Here is a 16618-nt window from a genome sequence, read left to right as displayed (position 1 = left end):
CGAAACGATCTGGTGTTGAAAAAGGTCAGGCGTCGACCGATATGCCGCGATTGGCGAAGAAACGGTCGAAAATGGCGAGCGGCAGTGTGACATCGGCCTGGCTCGCTTCGTCATGACCGGACGGGTTGTGAAAGCGGATTGTCGCGTCGCTGGCTGCCGTCACCAGCACCAGATGTCCGCCTTTCGACGGCGGCTCGCGCTCCGGCCAGCGGATGCCCGAGTTCACCGAGGCGATGAAAAACCGGCGCTTCGACAGAAGCTCGGGAATGGCCGATGTCTCGACGCCGGTGATCGTCTCCGCGCTAAGCCCGAAACGGTCGGCGGCGAATCGGACGAAGGGTGCGTAGATCAGTCCTTTGATCGTTGCATCGATCTCGTTGACGACATAACCGCCATAGGCGGTGCAGGCGCGGGCAAGCTCGAGGGTCGGATGGATTTCGCCACGCGCGGCAAGGATCATCTTCAGGCAGGCCATGCCGCAGACATTGACCGCCCAGCGCGCATACTCCTCGATCGTCGCGGCTCCCGAATGGCGCCAGAGTGGATCGCCGAGCAAGGCCTGCGATCCCTCGGCAAGCACCGGCAACGTCATGCCGGGTGTTTCCCATTGGCTGAAATAGGGCACGCCGCTCTGCTGCATCCTGTCGATATCCCCGTGACTCGTCTCTTGAGATGGCGGGCAATCTTGGCTTTTTTCGAACCGATGCCCCGCTTGCGAATGTAAGGCTAAGGTGCCGTTTTCTTCAGGTCCACTTAATTAAAATAAGCATATAGGTTAGAAATTATGGCCGATTGATCAACCGGAGAAACGGGCTTGGATTTCTTCCGATTGCGCACACTTCGCGAGCTCTCGCGCCGCGAGACGATGGCAGCGGTTGCTGATGCGCTCGGCATTTCCTCGTCGGCCGTGTCCCAGCAGATCGCCCAGCTGGAAGACGAAGTCGGCATTGCGCTCGTCGAGCGGCGTGGGCGAGGGGTGACGCTGACACCGGCCGGCCGGCGGCTCGTCCTGCATGCCGACCGGATCTTCGGCATCGTCGAGGAAGCCAAAACCGATATTGCCGAGCTGCAGAACGTCGTCGCCGGCGACCTCAGGATCGTCGCCCAACCCTCGGCGGCCTCGTCCTTCATCCCCGCCGCAATACGGCAACTGGCGATCGACCATCCGCATCTCAACATCGTCATGACGACGATGGGACCTGCCGAAGGCCTGGCAGCGCTCCGGGCCTGGCAGGCCGATATCGTCGTTGCCGACGACATATCGTTCGATCCGCATACGCTGGAGGGCACGGCCGACACGCTCTTTCTGTGCCGCGACCAGCTCTACGTGCTTCTGCCGGCTGGCCACAGGCTGGAGAACGAGCCCGTCATCGAACTCGCACAGCTGAGGGATGAACATTGGGCGCTTGACGTCGCCTCCAGCGCCTATTCCATGGCCATCCGCCAGGCCTGCCGCGACATCGGTTTCGAGCCCGTCATCAACGGCTTCAGCGACAGTTTCGAAGTGGTGTTCGCACTGGTAGAAGCCCGGTGCTCGATTTCGGTGATGCCCGGGCTGGCGCTGAGAGATTTCGGCGGAGCGCTGTTCGTCAAACCCTTGGTGCCATCCGTTTGCCGTGGTATCCATGCGATTACCCGGCGTAGCGAGGCGCGTAACCCGAAGATCGCCGCGGTGCTCGATCAACTGGTAAAGAGCGCGCCACGGGATTTGAACAGATCTTGATTTTCGCGCGAATGCACTCTTGGCAGGAGCGATCATATCGGGCACTCTTGGTTCATGATTGTGGCAACCCAAGCAGCAGACGCTCGCGCACGCGACGCACGACTTACCACCGCGGCCTCCTGATCGGAGCCGGGTTAACACCGTCGTTTGCTTTCTTCTTATTTTCCTTGAGCCACCGTCCATGGACACCAGATCGTTTCCAAAGCCACATCGCGCTTTTTTCGTCCGGAGCTTCGCGCAGACGTCCTGCGCCGCAACTCCGCACGCGTTTCGACTTAGCTGCGGCTGCCGGACGTCACCGGAGCACCGGCAGCCGTAGCTGCTCCTGAACCAAAGAACGCCTCCATTTTTCAGGACACGCCGCGGCAAAGCCGACCGGCGCCAGGAGTGATGCATGCCTTATGATCCCAAGACGATCGAACCGAAGTGGCAGGCCTATTGGGCCGACCACCATATCTTCCGAGCGGAAATCGATCCGGCCAGACCGAAATTCTACGCACTCGACATGTTCCCATATCCTTCGGGTGCGGGCCTGCATGTCGGCCATCCTCTCGGCTATACGGCCACTGATATAACGTGCCGCTACAAACGCATGCGCGGCTTCAACGTCCTGCATCCGATGGGATGGGACAGTTTCGGCCTGCCTGCGGAGCGCCACGCGATGCGGACAGGTGTGCATCCCGATATCACGACGAAGCGCAATATCGAGACGTTTCGCGGGCAGGTGCAGAGGCTGGGTTTCTCCTATGACTGGAGTCGCGAGTTTGCCACGACCGACCCCGCCTATGTGCGCTGGACGCAGTGGATCTTTCTGAAGCTGTTCGAGAAGGGCCTCGCCTATCAGGAGGAGATCGCGGTCAACTGGTGCCCGGCCCAGAACGCGGTGCTTGCCGACGAGGAGGTCAAGGACGGGCGTTATGTCGAGACCGGCGATCCCGTCATTCGCCGCAGGATGCGCCAGTGGATGCTGCGCATCACGGCCTATGCCGACCGGCTGCTGCAGGGATTGGACGGCCTCGACTGGCCCGAAAACCTGAAAACCATGCAGCGCAACTGGATCGGACGCTCCGAGGGCGCCGAAATCCGGTTTCCGCTCGAGCACGGCAAAAAGGTCATCACCGTCTTCACGACGCGCCCCGAAACCCTGTTCGGAGCAAGCTATATGGTGCTCGCGCCGGAGCATCCTGCCGTTGCCGCCATCATCGAGCCGGAAATGCGCGAGGCAGTGGCCGCCTATATAGCCGAGGCCGAAGGATTGGAAGAGACGGTGCGGGCCGATGGCAGGCGCGAGAAGACGGGCGTCTTCACCGGCGCTTATGCGACCAACCCTGCCAACGGAGCCCGGCTGCCGGTTTGGGTGGCCGATTACGTGCTGGCTGGCTACGGCACCGGCGCCCTGATGGCGGTGCCGGCTCATGACGCGCGCGACTACGCTTTTGCCCATGCGCACGAGCTGCCGATCATTCGCGTGGTCGACAGCGAGGACGATATCGAAAAGGTGGCTTATGAGGGCGAGGGGGCGATGGTCAACTCCGGCTTCCTGGATGGCCTGGGCTCGCCGGAGGCGAGATCCGCCATCATCGCCTGGCTGCAGGCGAACGGCGCGGGCTGGCCGAAGGTCATGTACCGCCTGCGCGACTGGCTGTTTTCCCGCCAGCGCTACTGGGGTGAGCCGATCCCGGTGCTGCATCTGGCGGATGGCTCGGTGATGCCGCTGCCTGAAGAATGCCTGCCGCTGTTGCCGCCTGAACTGGACGACTACGCTCCGGCGCCGGATGGCGAACCGCCGCTTGCCCGTGCGCAGGCCTGGGTCGAAACGATCGTGCCGGGCACCGATATTCCGGCACGGCGGGAGACCAACACGATGCCGCAATGGGCGGGCTCCTGCTGGTATTATCTCAGATTCCTCGATCCGGAGAACACCAGCGAACCCGTCGGGCGCGAGGCCGAGCGCTATTGGATGCCGGTCGATCTCTATGTCGGTGGTGCCGAGCACGCGGTCCTGCATCTGCTCTATGCCCGCTTCTGGCATAAGGTGCTCTACGACATCGGCGTCGTTTCGACGGAAGAGCCGTTCCAGCGGCTGTTCAACCAAGGCATGATCCTTGCTCATTCCTACCGCGATGCGGCGGGCCGGTATTACGCGCCGTCTTTCGTCGTCGAAGAGGAGGGCAGATGGTTGGCTGGGTCGGTCGAAATGCAGCGCGCCGTAGAGAAGATGTCGAAGTCGCGGCTGAACGTTGTCAATCCCGACGATGTCGTCCATCAGTTCGGGGCCGACGCCTTGCGCCTGTACGAGATGTTCATGGGGCCTCTGGACGCGGCAAAACCCTGGCAGACCGCTGGCGTGATCGGCGTGCGTCGGTTTCTGGAGCGTGCCTGGCGTATTGTCTGCGACGAGAGCGACGGACTGTCCGCAGCGGTGCTGGAGGCGGCCTCCAGCCCGCAGCTTCTGCGCTTGCGCCACCAGACCGTGAAGGCCGTGACGGCGGATATCGAAGCAATTCGGTTCAATACCGCGGTTTCCCGGCTGATGGAACTGGCCAACGCATTGACGGCGGAAGCGGTGCGTCCGCGCGAAGTGGTGGAGACACTCGTGCTGTTGCTCGCACCCTTTGCGCCTCACATCGCGGAGGAGTTATGGAGCAAGCTTGGTCACGGGGAAACGCTGACATGGGTTTCCTGGCCCACCTTCGATCCTGCAATGGTCGGGATGGAGACCCGCGAATATGTCGTGCAGATCAACGGCAAGGTTCGCCACCGCTTCGAAGCCGCCGCCGATCTCGGCGAGGCGCTGCTTGCAGCGGCGCGATCCGAACCTTCCATCATGGCCTTGCTCGACGGCAAAACGGTGGTCAAGGAAATTCTGGTCCCGGGGCGACTGGTGAATTTCGTCGTCGAAGACCTGTGAAGATCCAAAGCGGATCGTCGGATTTGAGCCCGACGGTCCGTTCCTTCAACCGACCGCCTACCTGCCACTCTCCGGCCAGGTCGGCTGACTAATGCTCTGCAACAGTTCTGGTTCGACGCCGTCGATGCGGGCGATGACGGCTTTGGCCATTTCGCGGCCGGCATGGCGGACGTCTTCCTGGGCGGTGATGATCTCGGGGCGGATCCAGTTCAGGATCGGTACCGATTGCTTGGAGACCATGTCGAGATCGCGGCCGAGCGCCTTGCCGGCGGCTTCGATGCCGGCATTGACGGCGATTGCAGCACTGCCGGCCGAACAGACGATGCCGTCGGGGGCGTTGGCCGAGCGCATCATCACCTCGACGACGTCGCGGATATCGGCGAGCGGGGCGTCGGTGTTGATGCGCAGCGGCACTTCCTCGGCGCCGTAATCATGCAGGCCGGTCTGGAAGCCGATGCGGATATGGGCGTAGTAAGTGAGCTTGCTCGGCGGCTGCAGCAGGGCGATGCGGCGCCGGCCGCGCTTGACCAGCTTTTCCACCGCCTTATGGGCGAAGGCCTCGTTGTCGAAATCGTGGAAGGGATGCGTGAGACCCGCATCGGTGCGCCCATGCGTGGCAAAGGGCATGCCGCGCTCGCTCAGCAGCCTTACGCGCGGATCGTCCGGCTCGATGCGTGAGATGATGACGCCGTCGGCCGAGCCGGTATCAAGGATATAGCGCACCGGCAGCATTGGGTCCTTGCTGTGCGAATGCGGCGTGATGACGATATGATAGGGCGTGCCGGATAGCACCTCGGAGATGCCGAAGACCATCTGGCTCGAGAAGCCCATGATTTCCTCGTCGATGCTGAGGACGAGGGCGATGACGTTGGTCTTGCCGGTACGGAGGCGCACACCCGCCCTGTTCGGCTGGTAGCCGAGCTGGCGGGCGACCATGCGCACGCGCTCCTTGGTTTCGGCCCCGATATCCGGCGCATCCTTCAGCGCGCGCGACACCGTCGTCACGCCAAGGCCCGTCATGAAGGCGATCGTCTTCAACGTCGGGCGCTCGCGCGCTGCCGGCGTCGATGCCGCGTTCCCGAAATTTCCCTTGTTTTCCATCCCTTTAGGCCGTCCTGCGCGAATTGGTGTCGCTTATAGAGGCTTTTTCCAGCGTCGTAAGCCCGCCGCATGCCAAAATCGCACCTCCTGAGGAATGCAATCTGTAACGATACAGTAGAAATGTCGAGTGCTTTTTGTTGTGTGCATTGCAACATTGTACGTATAGGTTGAATCGGCAATCCATGCTCTGTTTTATTGCGATTGCGAAGAGACTGAATTGCAAGACTAAATTTCTTGTGTAAAATTATGACGCAAATTCAAATTGATAAATAGGCAACGCATGTGCGAGAACGCCCAGCCCTGTATAGTTTCAAGGGGATGCAGTGCTCCTGATGTAAACAGGCAGAAGTAGCAATTCCGGTTATCACGGAAAAATTTGCCTGCGGGCAGTTGCGTGGAGAAATCGATTGATCTAAGTTTTTCCGGCAACGTTTCAGTGAGGGAGGAGAACTCATGAAAATCCGTATATTGGCGGCCGTACTTGCCGCTTCGGTCGCGCTTCCGTTCGGCGCCGCAAATGCCACCGATCTCGAAGTCACGCATTGGTGGACTTCGGGCGGCGAATCAGCTGCCGTCGCCGAACTGGCAAAGGCATTCGACGCTACCGGCAACCACTGGGTCGACGGTGCTATCGCCGGTTCCGGCGGCACTGCCCGTCCGATCATGATCAGCCGCATCACCGGCGGCGACCCAATGGGCGCCACCCAGTTCAACCATGGCCGCCAGGCCGAGGAACTCGTTCAGGCCGGGCTGATGCGCGATCTGACGGATGTGGCGACTGCCGAGCACTGGAAGGACATCGTTCGTCCGTCGAGCCTGCTCGATTCCTGCACCATCGACGGCAAGATCTATTGCGCTCCCGTCAACATCCACTCCTGGCAGTGGTTGTGGCTGTCGAACGCCGCCTTCAAGAAGGCCGGCGTCGAAGTTCCGAAGAACTGGGACGAGTTCGTCGCCGCCGCTCCGGCGCTCGAAAAGGCCGGCATCATTCCGCTCGCCGTCGGCGGTCAGCCGTGGCAGGCGACTGGCGCCTTCGACGTGCTGATGGTTGCCGTCGCCGGCAAGGATACCTTCAACAAGGTCTTCAAGGACAAGGATGCGGAAGTTGCCGCCGGTCCCGAAATCGCCAAGGTGTTCAAGGCGGCCGACGACGCTCGGCGCATGGCCAAAGGCAGCAACGTCCAGGATTGGAACCAAGCCACCAACCTTGTCATCACAGGCAAGGCCGGCGGTCAGATCATGGGCGACTGGGCGCAGGGTGAGTTCGCGCTCGCCGGTCAGAAGGCCGGTACCGACTATACCTGCCTGCCGGGCCTCGGCGTGAACGAGATCATCTCGACTGGCGGCGACGCCTTCTACTTCCCGCTGCTGAAGGACGAGGAAAAGTCCAAGGCGCAGGCCGTGCTTGCCAAGACCCTGCTCGATCCCAAGACCCAGGTTGCCTTCAACCTGAAGAAGGGTTCTCTGCCGGTTCGCGGCGACGTCGATCTCGCCGCCGCCAACGATTGCATGAAGAAGGGTCTCGAAATCCTGGCCAAGGGCAACGTGATCCAAGGTACCGACCAGCTGCTTTCGGCCGACAGCCAGAAGCAGAAGGAAGACCTCTTCTCCGAATTCTTCGCCAACCCATCGATGACGCCGGAAGACGCTCAGAAGCGTTTCGCCGGGATCATCGCTTCTGCTGACTGATCGGCAGATTCGCTGCCCTTGCGGTCCGGCTCCCATGGGGGCCGGATCGTTCCGGACGATCGGTGATGGTCCGGCGCGCGGCGGCGTCTCTCTGGTACCTTCAGCAGGTTTCGGAGGTGGAGACGACAGGCGGCGTTTTGCCGTTCTGTTACTTGTCGCAGTGGCGATTGAGGAGAAGTGTTTATGACGGGTCAAGCGCGAGCAGGCCGGCCAAACAAGTTACTGCGCAATCTGAATGCCAAGATTGCGTCTATCCCGATGATCCTCACAGCGCTGGTGATCTTTGTCGGCGGCACGTTTTGGACGATCTTTTATTCTTTCACTAATTCCAAGCTCCTTCCGCGGTTGAGCTTTGTCGGATTCGATCAGTACCAGCGCCTCTGGGCGGCACCCCGCTGGGTGACGGCGATCGAGAATCTGGCAGTCTACGGCATCCTCTCGCTGATCTTCAGCCTGGTCATCGGTTTCATGCTCGCCGCGCTGATGGACCAGAAAATCCGCTTCGAAAACACCTTCCGCACCATCTTTCTTTATCCCTTCGCGCTGTCCTTCATCGTGACGGGCCTCGTCTGGCAATGGGTTCTGAACCCTGATTTCGGCATTCAGGCGGTGGTGCGCTCGATCGGGTGGACGAGCTTCACCTTCAATCCGCTCTATACGCCTGAAATCGTCATCTACGGCATTCTGATCGCGGCACTCTGGCAGGGAACGGGTCTCGTCATGTGCCTGATGCTCGCCGGCCTGCGTGGGATCGACGAGGATATCTGGAAAGCGGCGCGCGTGGACGGGATTCCGATGTGGAGGACCTACCTCTTCATCGTCATCCCGATGATGCGGCCGGTCTTCATCACCACGATCGTCATCATCGCCTCCGGCATCGTCAAGGTCTACGACCTCGTGGTCGCCCAGACATCGGGCGGACCGGGCATTTCCTCGGAAGTGCCGGCGAAATATGTCTACGATTACATGTTCCAGGCGCAAAACCTGGGGCAGGGCTTTGCTGCCTCGACCATGATGCTCGTCACAGTCGCGATCATTATCGTTCCGTGGGCCTATCTGGAATTCGGCGGAGGGCGCAAGCGTGGCTGATGTAGGAACTCTCAACACCACCGCCGCCGGCATCGACGCCGTGGCGCCTAAACTCGGCGATGGCCCTAGCGGCCCCAGGCCGCGCCCGGCGGTGTCGGCGCGTAACATCATGCTCTACGGCACGCTGATCATCGCAGCGCTCTACTATCTGTTGCCGCTCTATGTGATGGTGGTGACTTCGCTGAAGGGCATGCCGGAAATCCGGCTCGGCAACATCTTTTCGCCGCCGATGGAGATCACCTTCGAACCCTGGGTGAAAGCCTGGGCGCAGGCCTGCACCGGGCTCAACTGCGATGGCCTGTCGCGCGGTTTCTGGAATTCGGTGCGCATCACGGTGCCGTCGGTGATCATCTCGATCGCGATCGCCTCGGTGAACGGTTATGCGCTGGCAAACTGGCGCTTCAGAGGATCCGAGCTTTTCTTCTCGATCCTCATCGTCGGCGCGTTCATTCCCTACCAGGTAATGATCTATCCGATCGTCATCATCCTGCGCGAAATCGGCATCTACGGCACGCTGACCGGCCTCGTCATCGTGCATTCGATCTTCGGCATGCCGATCCTGACGCTGCTCTTCCGCAATTATTTCGTGTCGCTGCCGGAGGAACTGTTCAAGGCGGCGCGTGTCGACGGGGCGGGCTTCTGGCAGATCTTCCTGCGGATCATGCTGCCGATGTCGCTGCCGATCTTCGTGGTCGCGATGATCCTGCAGGTGACCGGCATCTGGAACGACTTCCTGTTCGGCGTGGTCTTCACCCGGCCGGATACCTATCCGATGACAGTACAGCTCAACAACATCGTCAATTCCGTCCAGGGCGTGAAGGAATACAACGTCAACATGGCGGCAACGATCCTGACGGGTCTGGTGCCGCTCATCGTCTACTTCGTGTCGGGGCGGCTTTTCGTCCGCGGCATCGCCGCCGGCGCAGTGAAGGGTTGATCTCATGAATATGAATGCAAGCGTCTCCATCAAGGATCTGTCCCTGAACTTCGGTGCGGTCAGCGTACTGAAGGACCTCAACCTCGACATCAATGACGGCGAATTCCTCGTGCTCCTCGGCTCGTCCGGCTGCGGCAAGTCGACCTTGCTGAATTGCATCGCCGGCCTGCTCGATGCCTCGGAAGGGCAGATCTTCATCAAGGGCAAGAACGTTACCTGGGAAGAGCCGAAGGACCGCGGCATCGGCATGGTGTTCCAGTCCTATGCGCTCTATCCGCAGATGACCGTCGAGAAGAACCTGTCCTTCGGTCTTCGCGTCGCCAAGGTGCCGCAGGCAGAGATCGACAAGCGGGTGGCGCGTGCCTCCGAAATCCTGCAGATTCAGCCGCTGCTGAAGCGCAAGCCGGCTGAGCTATCCGGCGGCCAGCGCCAGCGCGTGGCGATCGGCCGGGCACTGGTGCGCGATGTCGACGTCTTCCTGTTCGACGAGCCGCTGTCCAATCTCGACGCCAAACTCCGCTCGGAGCTGCGTGTCGAGATCAAGCGCCTGCACCAGTCGCTGAAGAACACGATGATCTACGTCACCCATGATCAGATCGAGGCGCTGACGCTTGCCGACCGCATCGCCATCATGAAGAGCGGCATCATCCAGCAGCTCGACGATCCGACGACGATTTACAACAGGCCGCGCAATCTGTTCGTTGCCGGTTTCATCGGCTCGCCGTCGATGAATTTCCTGCACGGCGAGCTGGTCAAATCAGGCGACGGCATTGCTTTTTCGGCCAATGGCGTCATTTTCTCGCTCGCTGACTACGACGCTGGCGAGACGCTGCAGCCCGGCCGCAAAGTGGTGCTCGGCGTTCGTCCGGAACACATCAAGGTCAACGAGAATACCGGCGGCGAAGAACATGACGCCACCGTCGATATCGAGGAGCCGATGGGCGCGGACAATCTGCTGTGGCTGAAACATGCCGGTCACACGATGTCGGTACGTGTCAACGGCGCACGCCGCTTCAACGTCGGAGCCAAGGTGAAGCTCAGCTTCGACATGACGGTCGCCTCGGTCTTCGATGCCGAAAGCGAGCTGCGTCTCTAGAGAACTCTGCGGGCGGGGCGAATTCGGCGAGAGGCCTCCACTCTCTGTCATCCTCGGCCTTGTGCCGAGGATCCATGCCCGTGGCTGCTGGTGGATGCGGTCTGGATCCTCGGGTCAAGCCCGAGGATGACGAGAGTGAGGCGGGCAGAAGGAGCCCTGACGAACGACAACGACCGGACGACGACCAAACGCCGTCTCTTTCAAAATCATAAATCGGAAACGATATCGTGACGCATCGATCAACTACTCCCAACATCGACCTTTCCGGTTCGTGGCAGCTCGCCTCCGTCGACGGCAAGATCCGCACCGCGATCATGCTGCCGGGCGACGTGCACACGGCGCTCCACCGTGCAAGCTTGATCCCCGATCCCTATTTCGGCCGCAACGAGGAAAAGGTGCAGTGGGTCGCCGAGCGCGAATGGGCAGTCGAGCGCAGCTTCACGCTTCAGGAGATCGAGGGCGACTGGTATCTCGATATCGACTATCTCGACACGGTTGCCAGCGTCCACGTCAACGGTTTTCTGGCGCTCGAAGCCGACAACAGCTTCCGCCGCTATCGTCCTGACGTTTCCAGCATGCTGAAATCAGGCGACAACAGCATCCGCATCGTCTTCGCCTCCAACGTCGCTGTCGGCGCTGCGCGACAGAAGCAGCAGCCCTTCTACATCCCCTACAGCACGGGCAACTCGCCGATCCCCGACGGCAACATGCTGCGCAAGCCGCAATGCCATTTCGGCTGGGACTGGAACATTGCCATTGCCCCGCTCGGCCTCTACGGGACGATCGCGCTGAAGAAGCTCGAAACCGCGCGCATCGAACATGTGGTCACCCGCCAGACCCACAATAACGACGGCTCGGTGGACCTCAAAGTGACGGCAACGCTGTTTTCAAAGGGGCCAGACATTGCCCAGGTCTATTTCGACCTCGACGGCGAGCGGGTGCGCCTGGATGTCGGCGTCAACGGCGAGACGCATGTCAACCACCTCTTCCATATCGACAATCCGCGCCTCTGGTGGCCCTCCGGCAGTGGCGAGCAGGCGCTCTACAGGCTTTCCGTCGAATTGCCGACTGATGAGGTGACCAAGCAGATCGGTCTTCGCACCATCGAGCTGATCACCACGCCGGATGCATCAGGCAGTCGCTTCGCCTTCGAGGTCAATGGCCGCGAGATCTTCTGCCGCGGCGCCAACTGGATACCGGCCGACGCGCTGTTTTCGCTGTCTTCGCCCGAGAAGACCGAAGACCTGCTGCAATCGGCCAAAGCCGCCAACATGAACATGATCCGCGTCTGGGGCGGCGGCTTCTATGAGCAGGATCATTTCTATGATCTCTGCGACCGGCTGGGCCTTATGGTCTGGCAGGACTTCATGTTCGCCTGCAACCTTTATCCCTCGACCGAGGACTTTCTCGACAATGTGACGATCGAGGTCGATTTCCAGGTGCGCCGGCTCTCCTCGCATCCGTCGATCGTGCTCTGGTGCGGCGACAATGAGCTGGTCGGAGCACTGACCTGGTTCGAGGAATCCCGTAAAGACCGCGACCGCTATCTCGTCTCCTATGATCGCCTCAACCGCACGATCGAGCAGGCAGTGAAAAAGGCGCTGCCCGGCGCGCTCTGGTGGCCTTCGAGCCCGGCTTCCGGTTATCTCGATTTCGGCGATGCCTGGCATGCGGACGGATCCGGCGACATGCATTACTGGTCGGTCTGGCACGAGAACAAGTCGTTCGACAACTACCGCTCGGTGCGTCCACGCTTCTGCTCGGAATTCGGCTTCCAGTCCTATACGTCGCTGCCTGTGATCAAGACCTATGCCGAGGCGAAAGACATGAACATCGCTTCCCCGGTCATGGAGCTGCACCAGAAGAATGCCGGCGGCAACGAGCGCATCGCCGGCACGATGTTCCGTTATTTCCGCTTCCCCAAGGATTTTCCGAACTTCGTCTATCTCTCCCAGATCCAGCAGGGGCTGGCGATCAAGACGGCGGTGGAATACTGGCGGTCGCTCAAACCCCATTGCATGGGCACGATCTACTGGCAGCTCAACGACACCTGGCCGGTCGCCTCCTGGTCGAGCCTCGACTATGGCGGCCGCTGGAAGGCGATGCACTATCTCGTCAAGCGCTTCTTCCAGCCGGTCGCGGTCGCGGCCATTCCTTCCGACGACGGCAAGACGATCCGTTTCTCGCTGGTCAACGACACGCTTGCCGATGTCAGTGTCGACCTTTCGATCTCGCTGCTGACGACGAAGGGCGAGCGCCGACACCTGAGAGACGTACGGGCCATATGTTCGCCGGATGCGGCCGTCACTGCCACGAGCATCGACGTTTCCGATATTCCCGAGGGAACGTTGCTTGCCTGGCGTTTCACCGCGTCGAACGGCACAGGCGGCGAGGGGCACCATGTCAACGGTACCTACAAGGCGCTGGAGCTGGAACCTGCGGGGCTGACAGTCACCCACGACTATGTCGAGGAGAATGGCTCCGTCGACATAAACGTCACCGCTAGGGGACTTGCGCTTTTCGTGATGATCGAAACCGAGACCGACGGCAAATATTCCGACAACGCCTTCGATCTTGCGGCCGGCGAGAGCCGCCGCATCACCTTTACCCCGGCACGGCCGCTTGATCGTGGCGCGCTTCCGGAGTTCCGGTTCTACGACCTGTATTCCTGCCAGTCGGCGGATTGATCTTGCAAGAATGGGCACGAGGCCCAAGGAGAACATGATGACGAAACTCAGCTACCAGCTCTATAGCGCCCGCAACTTCCAGCCCTATTCGGCGATCTTCGAAAAGCTCGGCAAATCAGGTTATGCCGAAGTCGAGGGCTTCGGCGGTATCTATGCCGATCTCGACGATGCCGGGCTGAAGAGCCTTCGCGCTGAACTCGACAAGAATGGCCTGGTCATGGCGAGCGGCCATTTCAGCCCCGATTTCCTGGAGAAGGAAGTTCAGAAGTCGCTGAACATTGCCAAGATCCTCGGCATGGATTCGATCTATGCGCCGCATCTGGCGGCCGAGGAACGGCCATCCGACGCTGCCGGCTGGGCCGCCTTCGGCAAGCGCCTGCAGGAAATCAGCAAGCCTTACAAGGCTGCCGGCTACGAATTCGGCTGGCACAATCATGATTTCGAATTCTTCAAGCTGCAGGACGGCTCGCGGCCGATCGAGCACATCTTCGAAGGCGCGCCCGACATTTCCTGGGAAGCCGATATCGCCTGGGTCATCCGCGGCGGCGCCGATCCCTTCGCCTGGATCGCGAAGCTCGGACCGCGCATCACCGCCGTGCATGTCAAGGACATCGCACCGGCCGGCGAAGCGACGGATGAGAGCGGATGGGCCGATGTCGGTCACGGCAAGGTCGAGTGGGCCAGGCTGATGACAGCGTTGCGCGCCACCAAGGCCAAGCACTACGTCGTCGAACACGATAACCCGAATGACATCGACCGCAATATCAGCCGCTCGATCGCATCCTTCCAGAGCTACTGAGGCTTCATCATGACCAGGGAACTTGGCGTCGGCATCATCGGATGCGGCAACATCTCCACCACCTACTTCTCGCTGGCACCGCTCTTCAAGGGGCTTAAGGTGCTGGCTTGCGCCGATATCAACGCGCAGGCGGCCGAGGCGCGCGCCAAGGAATATGGCGTCAAAGCGCAGACGATCGACGAGCTTCTCGTCAATGACGAGATCGACGTCGTCGTCAATCTGACGATCCCGGATGCGCATTTCCGGGTATCGAAGGCGATCCTCGAGGCCGGAAAACACGTCTATTCCGAAAAGCCGCTGGTGCTCTCAGTGGAAGAGGGCGAGGAGCTTCGCCGCATTGCCAAAGAAAAGAACCTTGCCGTCGGCTGCGCGCCCGACACTTTCCTCGGCGGCGCCCATCAGCTCGCCCGCAAGTTCATCGATGACGGCGGCATCGGCCGGGTGACCTCGGGCGCCTGTTACGTGATGAGCCCTGGTATGGAAATGTGGCATCCGAACCCGGACTTTTTCTTTCTGCCGGGCGGCGGCCCGATCCTCGATCTCGGCCCTTATTACATCGCCAACCTGATCAACCTGATCGGCCCGGTCAAACGTGTCGGCGGCATGACCTCGATGGCGTCGCCCACCCGCACCATCACCAGCCAGCCGCGCAACGGCGAGATCATCCCGGTCAAGACGCCGACGACGATCCAGGCGCTGCTCGAATTCGTCAACGGCGCCACCGTGACGCTGACGGCGAGTTGGGACGTGTGGTCGCATCGGCATGCCAATATGGAGCTCTACGGCACCGACGGCTCGCTCTACGTGCCGGACCCGAACTTCTTCGGCGGCACCGTTGAGGCAAGCGGCCGCGACAAGGACATCAAGCCGCTCGATGCCTGGGAGCATCCGTTCGGCAAGATCAACCAGGAAAGCCCGAACGGATCGCGCGCCAACTACCGCACCGCCGGCCTTGCCGACATGGCGATGTCGCTGATCGAGGGACGCGACGCGCGCTGCTCGCTCGACCGCACGCTGCACGGCGTCGACGTCATGACCTCGATCCTGAAATCGGGCGAGGAGGGCCGGTTCATCGACCTGACCACGACCTGCACGCAGCCGGCGGCTCTCGGCATCGAAGAAGCGCAGGCGCTTCTGAAGTAGAGAGCACGCGCGCCTTGGGCTTGCCGTATCGGCGCGCTTGTTACAATAGTTTCGTCAACCTCGGGCCTGTCCCACGGCTGTGCGGTTCGCGCCGATGGCTGCCCCTCACCCTAACCCTCTCCCCGTAAAAAAAACGGGGAGAGGGGACGTGCCAAACGCAGCGTCGAGGTTGAGGTTGAGGAAGACGGCGCGGCATGTCCCTTCGCCCCGTTTACGGGGGTCCGAAGGGCGGGTCGGGACACGTGGCTCGACCCAGGCAAAGGTGGCGGCAGCCGGATGAGAGGCAGGTGTCGGCAATCTCTTGGGCCGATAATGTCGCATGACGACCATATAGCTATTTTATCAAGGAGACATTCAGATGAGCTGGCAACCAGCCGCAGACCGCTATTCGAAAATGAAATATAACCGCACGGGCCGTTCCGGCCTGAAGCTGCCGGCCGTCTCGCTCGGCCTTTGGCACAATTTCGGCGGCGACACGCCGCATGACCGCAAAATCGACATGTGCCGCACGGCCTTCGACCTCGGCATCACCCATTTCGACCTCGCCAACAATTACGGCCCGCCTCCCGGCAGCGCCGAGACCGCCTTCGGCGAAATCATGCGCACCGAATTTGTCGGGCTTCGCGACGAGCTGATCATCTCCTCCAAGGCCGGCTACGACATGTGGCCCGGCCCTTACGGCGAATGGGGCAGCCGCAAGTATCTGATCGCCTCCTGCGACCAGAGCCTGAAGCGCATGGGCCTCGACTATGTCGACATCTTCTATTCGCACCGCTTCGACCCGGAAACGCCATTGGAAGAGACCTGTAGCGCGCTCGACCATATCGTCCGTTCCGGCCGGGCACTCTATGTCGGCATTTCCTCCTATAATTCGCAGCGCTCGCGCGAAGCTGCAAAGATCCTGAAGGATCTCGGCACGCCGTGCCTGATCCACCAGCCGAGCTATTCGATGCTCAACCGCTGGGTCGAGGACGACAGGCTGCTCGATACGCTGGATGAGGTCGGCATGGGCTCGATCGTCTTCTCGCCACTCGCCCAGGGCATGCTGACGACGAAATATCTCGGCGGCATTCCCGAAGACAGCCGAGCGGCGCAGAACCACTTTCTCAAGCGCGACTACATCCGCCCTTCAATTATCGACAATATCCGCAAGCTCAACGAGATCGCCGAAAGGCGCGGCCAGACGCTGGCGCAGATGGCGATCGCCTGGGTACTGCGCGGCGGCCGTGTGACCTCGGCTCTGATCGGCGCCAGCCGCTCGTCGCAGATCGTCGATTGCGTCAAGGCGCTCGACAATCTCGAATTCACCGTCGAGGAACTGGCTGAGATCGACGTCTATGCCCGCGAGGCCGACATCAACCTCTGGGCCAAGTCCGCCGAACGCGAATAGTCATCTCAGGCCCGGAGGCAAGTCTTCCGGGCCTTTTTCTGCTATAATCTGAT

General features: G+C 61.0%; 12 protein-coding genes. 10 read left to right on the top strand and 2 right to left on the bottom strand.

The window, feature by feature from the left end; translation table 11 throughout:
- Positions 1–25: 25 nt before the first annotated feature.
- Positions 26–640: a C39 family peptidase gene (locus AC25BC_RS11670; protein ID WP_012757812.1), complete on the bottom strand. Its 615-nt coding sequence runs from the start codon at positions 638–640 to the stop codon at positions 26–28.
- Between the two features lie 174 nt (positions 641–814).
- Between AC25BC_RS11670 and AC25BC_RS11665 the strand changes: the two genes are divergently transcribed.
- Together AC25BC_RS11665 and leuS are read left to right on the top strand one after the other, a co-directional pair.
- Positions 815–1723, top strand: coding sequence for a LysR family transcriptional regulator (locus AC25BC_RS11665; protein ID WP_012757811.1), 909 nt, complete (start codon positions 815–817; stop codon positions 1721–1723).
- A 394-nt stretch (positions 1724–2117) separates the two neighbouring features.
- A complete protein-coding gene (leuS, locus tag AC25BC_RS11660; protein ID WP_012757810.1) occupies positions 2118–4634 on the top strand; it encodes a leucine--tRNA ligase in 2517 nt (838 codons plus the stop codon).
- 57 nt (positions 4635–4691) lie between these two features.
- On the opposite strand, the gene AC25BC_RS11655 is transcribed toward leuS, so the two are convergent.
- Complete coding sequence (locus tag AC25BC_RS11655) at positions 4692–5735, bottom strand: LacI family transcriptional regulator (RefSeq protein WP_012757809.1); 1044 nt, start codon at positions 5733–5735, stop codon at positions 4692–4694.
- 453 nt (positions 5736–6188) lie between these two features.
- Between AC25BC_RS11655 and AC25BC_RS11650 the strand changes: the two genes are divergently transcribed.
- From AC25BC_RS11650 to mgrA, 8 genes are all read left to right on the top strand, one after another.
- Positions 6189–7424: an ABC transporter substrate-binding protein gene (locus tag AC25BC_RS11650; RefSeq protein ID WP_012757808.1), complete on the top strand. Its 1236-nt coding sequence runs from the start codon at positions 6189–6191 to the stop codon at positions 7422–7424.
- 183 nt (positions 7425–7607) lie between these two features.
- Positions 7608–8513 carry a carbohydrate ABC transporter permease gene (locus AC25BC_RS11645; RefSeq protein ID WP_012757807.1) on the top strand — a complete coding sequence of 302 codons (906 nt, stop codon included), beginning with the start codon at positions 7608–7610 and terminating at the stop codon, positions 8511–8513.
- Complete coding sequence (locus AC25BC_RS11640) at positions 8506–9450, top strand: carbohydrate ABC transporter permease (RefSeq protein ID WP_012757806.1); 945 nt, start codon at positions 8506–8508, stop codon at positions 9448–9450. Before AC25BC_RS11645 ends, AC25BC_RS11640 begins: the two co-directional genes overlap by 8 nt.
- A 4-nt stretch (positions 9451–9454) precedes the next feature.
- The gene (locus tag AC25BC_RS11635; protein WP_012757805.1) at positions 9455–10546 is read left to right on the top strand and encodes an ABC transporter ATP-binding protein; all 1092 of its coding nucleotides are present in this window, start codon (positions 9455–9457) and stop codon (positions 10544–10546) included.
- Positions 10547–10773: 227 nt separating this feature from the next.
- Positions 10774–13233, top strand: coding sequence for a beta-mannosidase (locus AC25BC_RS11630; protein WP_012757804.1), 2460 nt, complete (start codon positions 10774–10776; stop codon positions 13231–13233).
- A gap of 37 nt (positions 13234–13270) precedes the next feature.
- Positions 13271–14032 (top strand): sugar phosphate isomerase/epimerase family protein, encoded by a 762-nt coding sequence (locus AC25BC_RS11625; RefSeq protein WP_012757803.1) that lies wholly within the window; start codon positions 13271–13273, stop codon positions 14030–14032.
- A gap of 9 nt (positions 14033–14041) precedes the next feature.
- The gene (locus AC25BC_RS11620) at positions 14042–15175 is read left to right on the top strand and encodes a Gfo/Idh/MocA family protein (RefSeq protein WP_012757802.1); all 1134 of its coding nucleotides are present in this window, start codon (positions 14042–14044) and stop codon (positions 15173–15175) included.
- Between the two features lie 358 nt (positions 15176–15533).
- On the top strand, positions 15534–16565 hold the full coding sequence (gene mgrA, locus AC25BC_RS11615) for an L-glyceraldehyde 3-phosphate reductase (protein ID WP_012757801.1): 1032 nt from the start codon (positions 15534–15536) through the stop codon (positions 16563–16565).
- Positions 16566–16618: the final 53 nt, after the last annotated feature.

This window comes from Rhizobium sp. WSM409, assembly GCF_057653825.1.
Note: the sequence above shows the minus strand (reverse complement) of the source record. Positions and strands in the feature narration are given on the sequence as shown.

What these genes read in the sequence shown, in the direction of transcription:
- AC25BC_RS11635 (WP_012757805.1), top strand. Translation starts at nt 9,455, where the DNA reads ATGAATATGAATGCAAGCGTCTCCATCAAGGATCTGTCCCTGAACTTC.
- AC25BC_RS11650 (WP_012757808.1), top strand. Translation starts at nt 6,189, where the DNA reads ATGAAAATCCGTATATTGGCGGCCGTACTTGCCGCTTCGGTCGCGCTT.
- AC25BC_RS11645 (WP_012757807.1), top strand. Translation starts at nt 7,608, where the DNA reads ATGACGGGTCAAGCGCGAGCAGGCCGGCCAAACAAGTTACTGCGCAAT.
- leuS (WP_012757810.1), top strand. Translation starts at nt 2,118, where the DNA reads ATGCCTTATGATCCCAAGACGATCGAACCGAAGTGGCAGGCCTATTGG.
- AC25BC_RS11655 (WP_012757809.1), bottom strand. Translation starts at nt 5,735, where the DNA reads ATGGAAAACAAGGGAAATTTCGGGAACGCGGCATCGACGCCGGCAGCG.
- AC25BC_RS11625 (WP_012757803.1), top strand. Translation starts at nt 13,271, where the DNA reads ATGACGAAACTCAGCTACCAGCTCTATAGCGCCCGCAACTTCCAGCCC.
- mgrA (WP_012757801.1), top strand. Translation starts at nt 15,534, where the DNA reads ATGAGCTGGCAACCAGCCGCAGACCGCTATTCGAAAATGAAATATAAC.
- AC25BC_RS11670 (WP_012757812.1), bottom strand. Translation starts at nt 640, where the DNA reads ATGCAGCAGAGCGGCGTGCCCTATTTCAGCCAATGGGAAACACCCGGC.
- AC25BC_RS11620 (WP_012757802.1), top strand. Translation starts at nt 14,042, where the DNA reads ATGACCAGGGAACTTGGCGTCGGCATCATCGGATGCGGCAACATCTCC.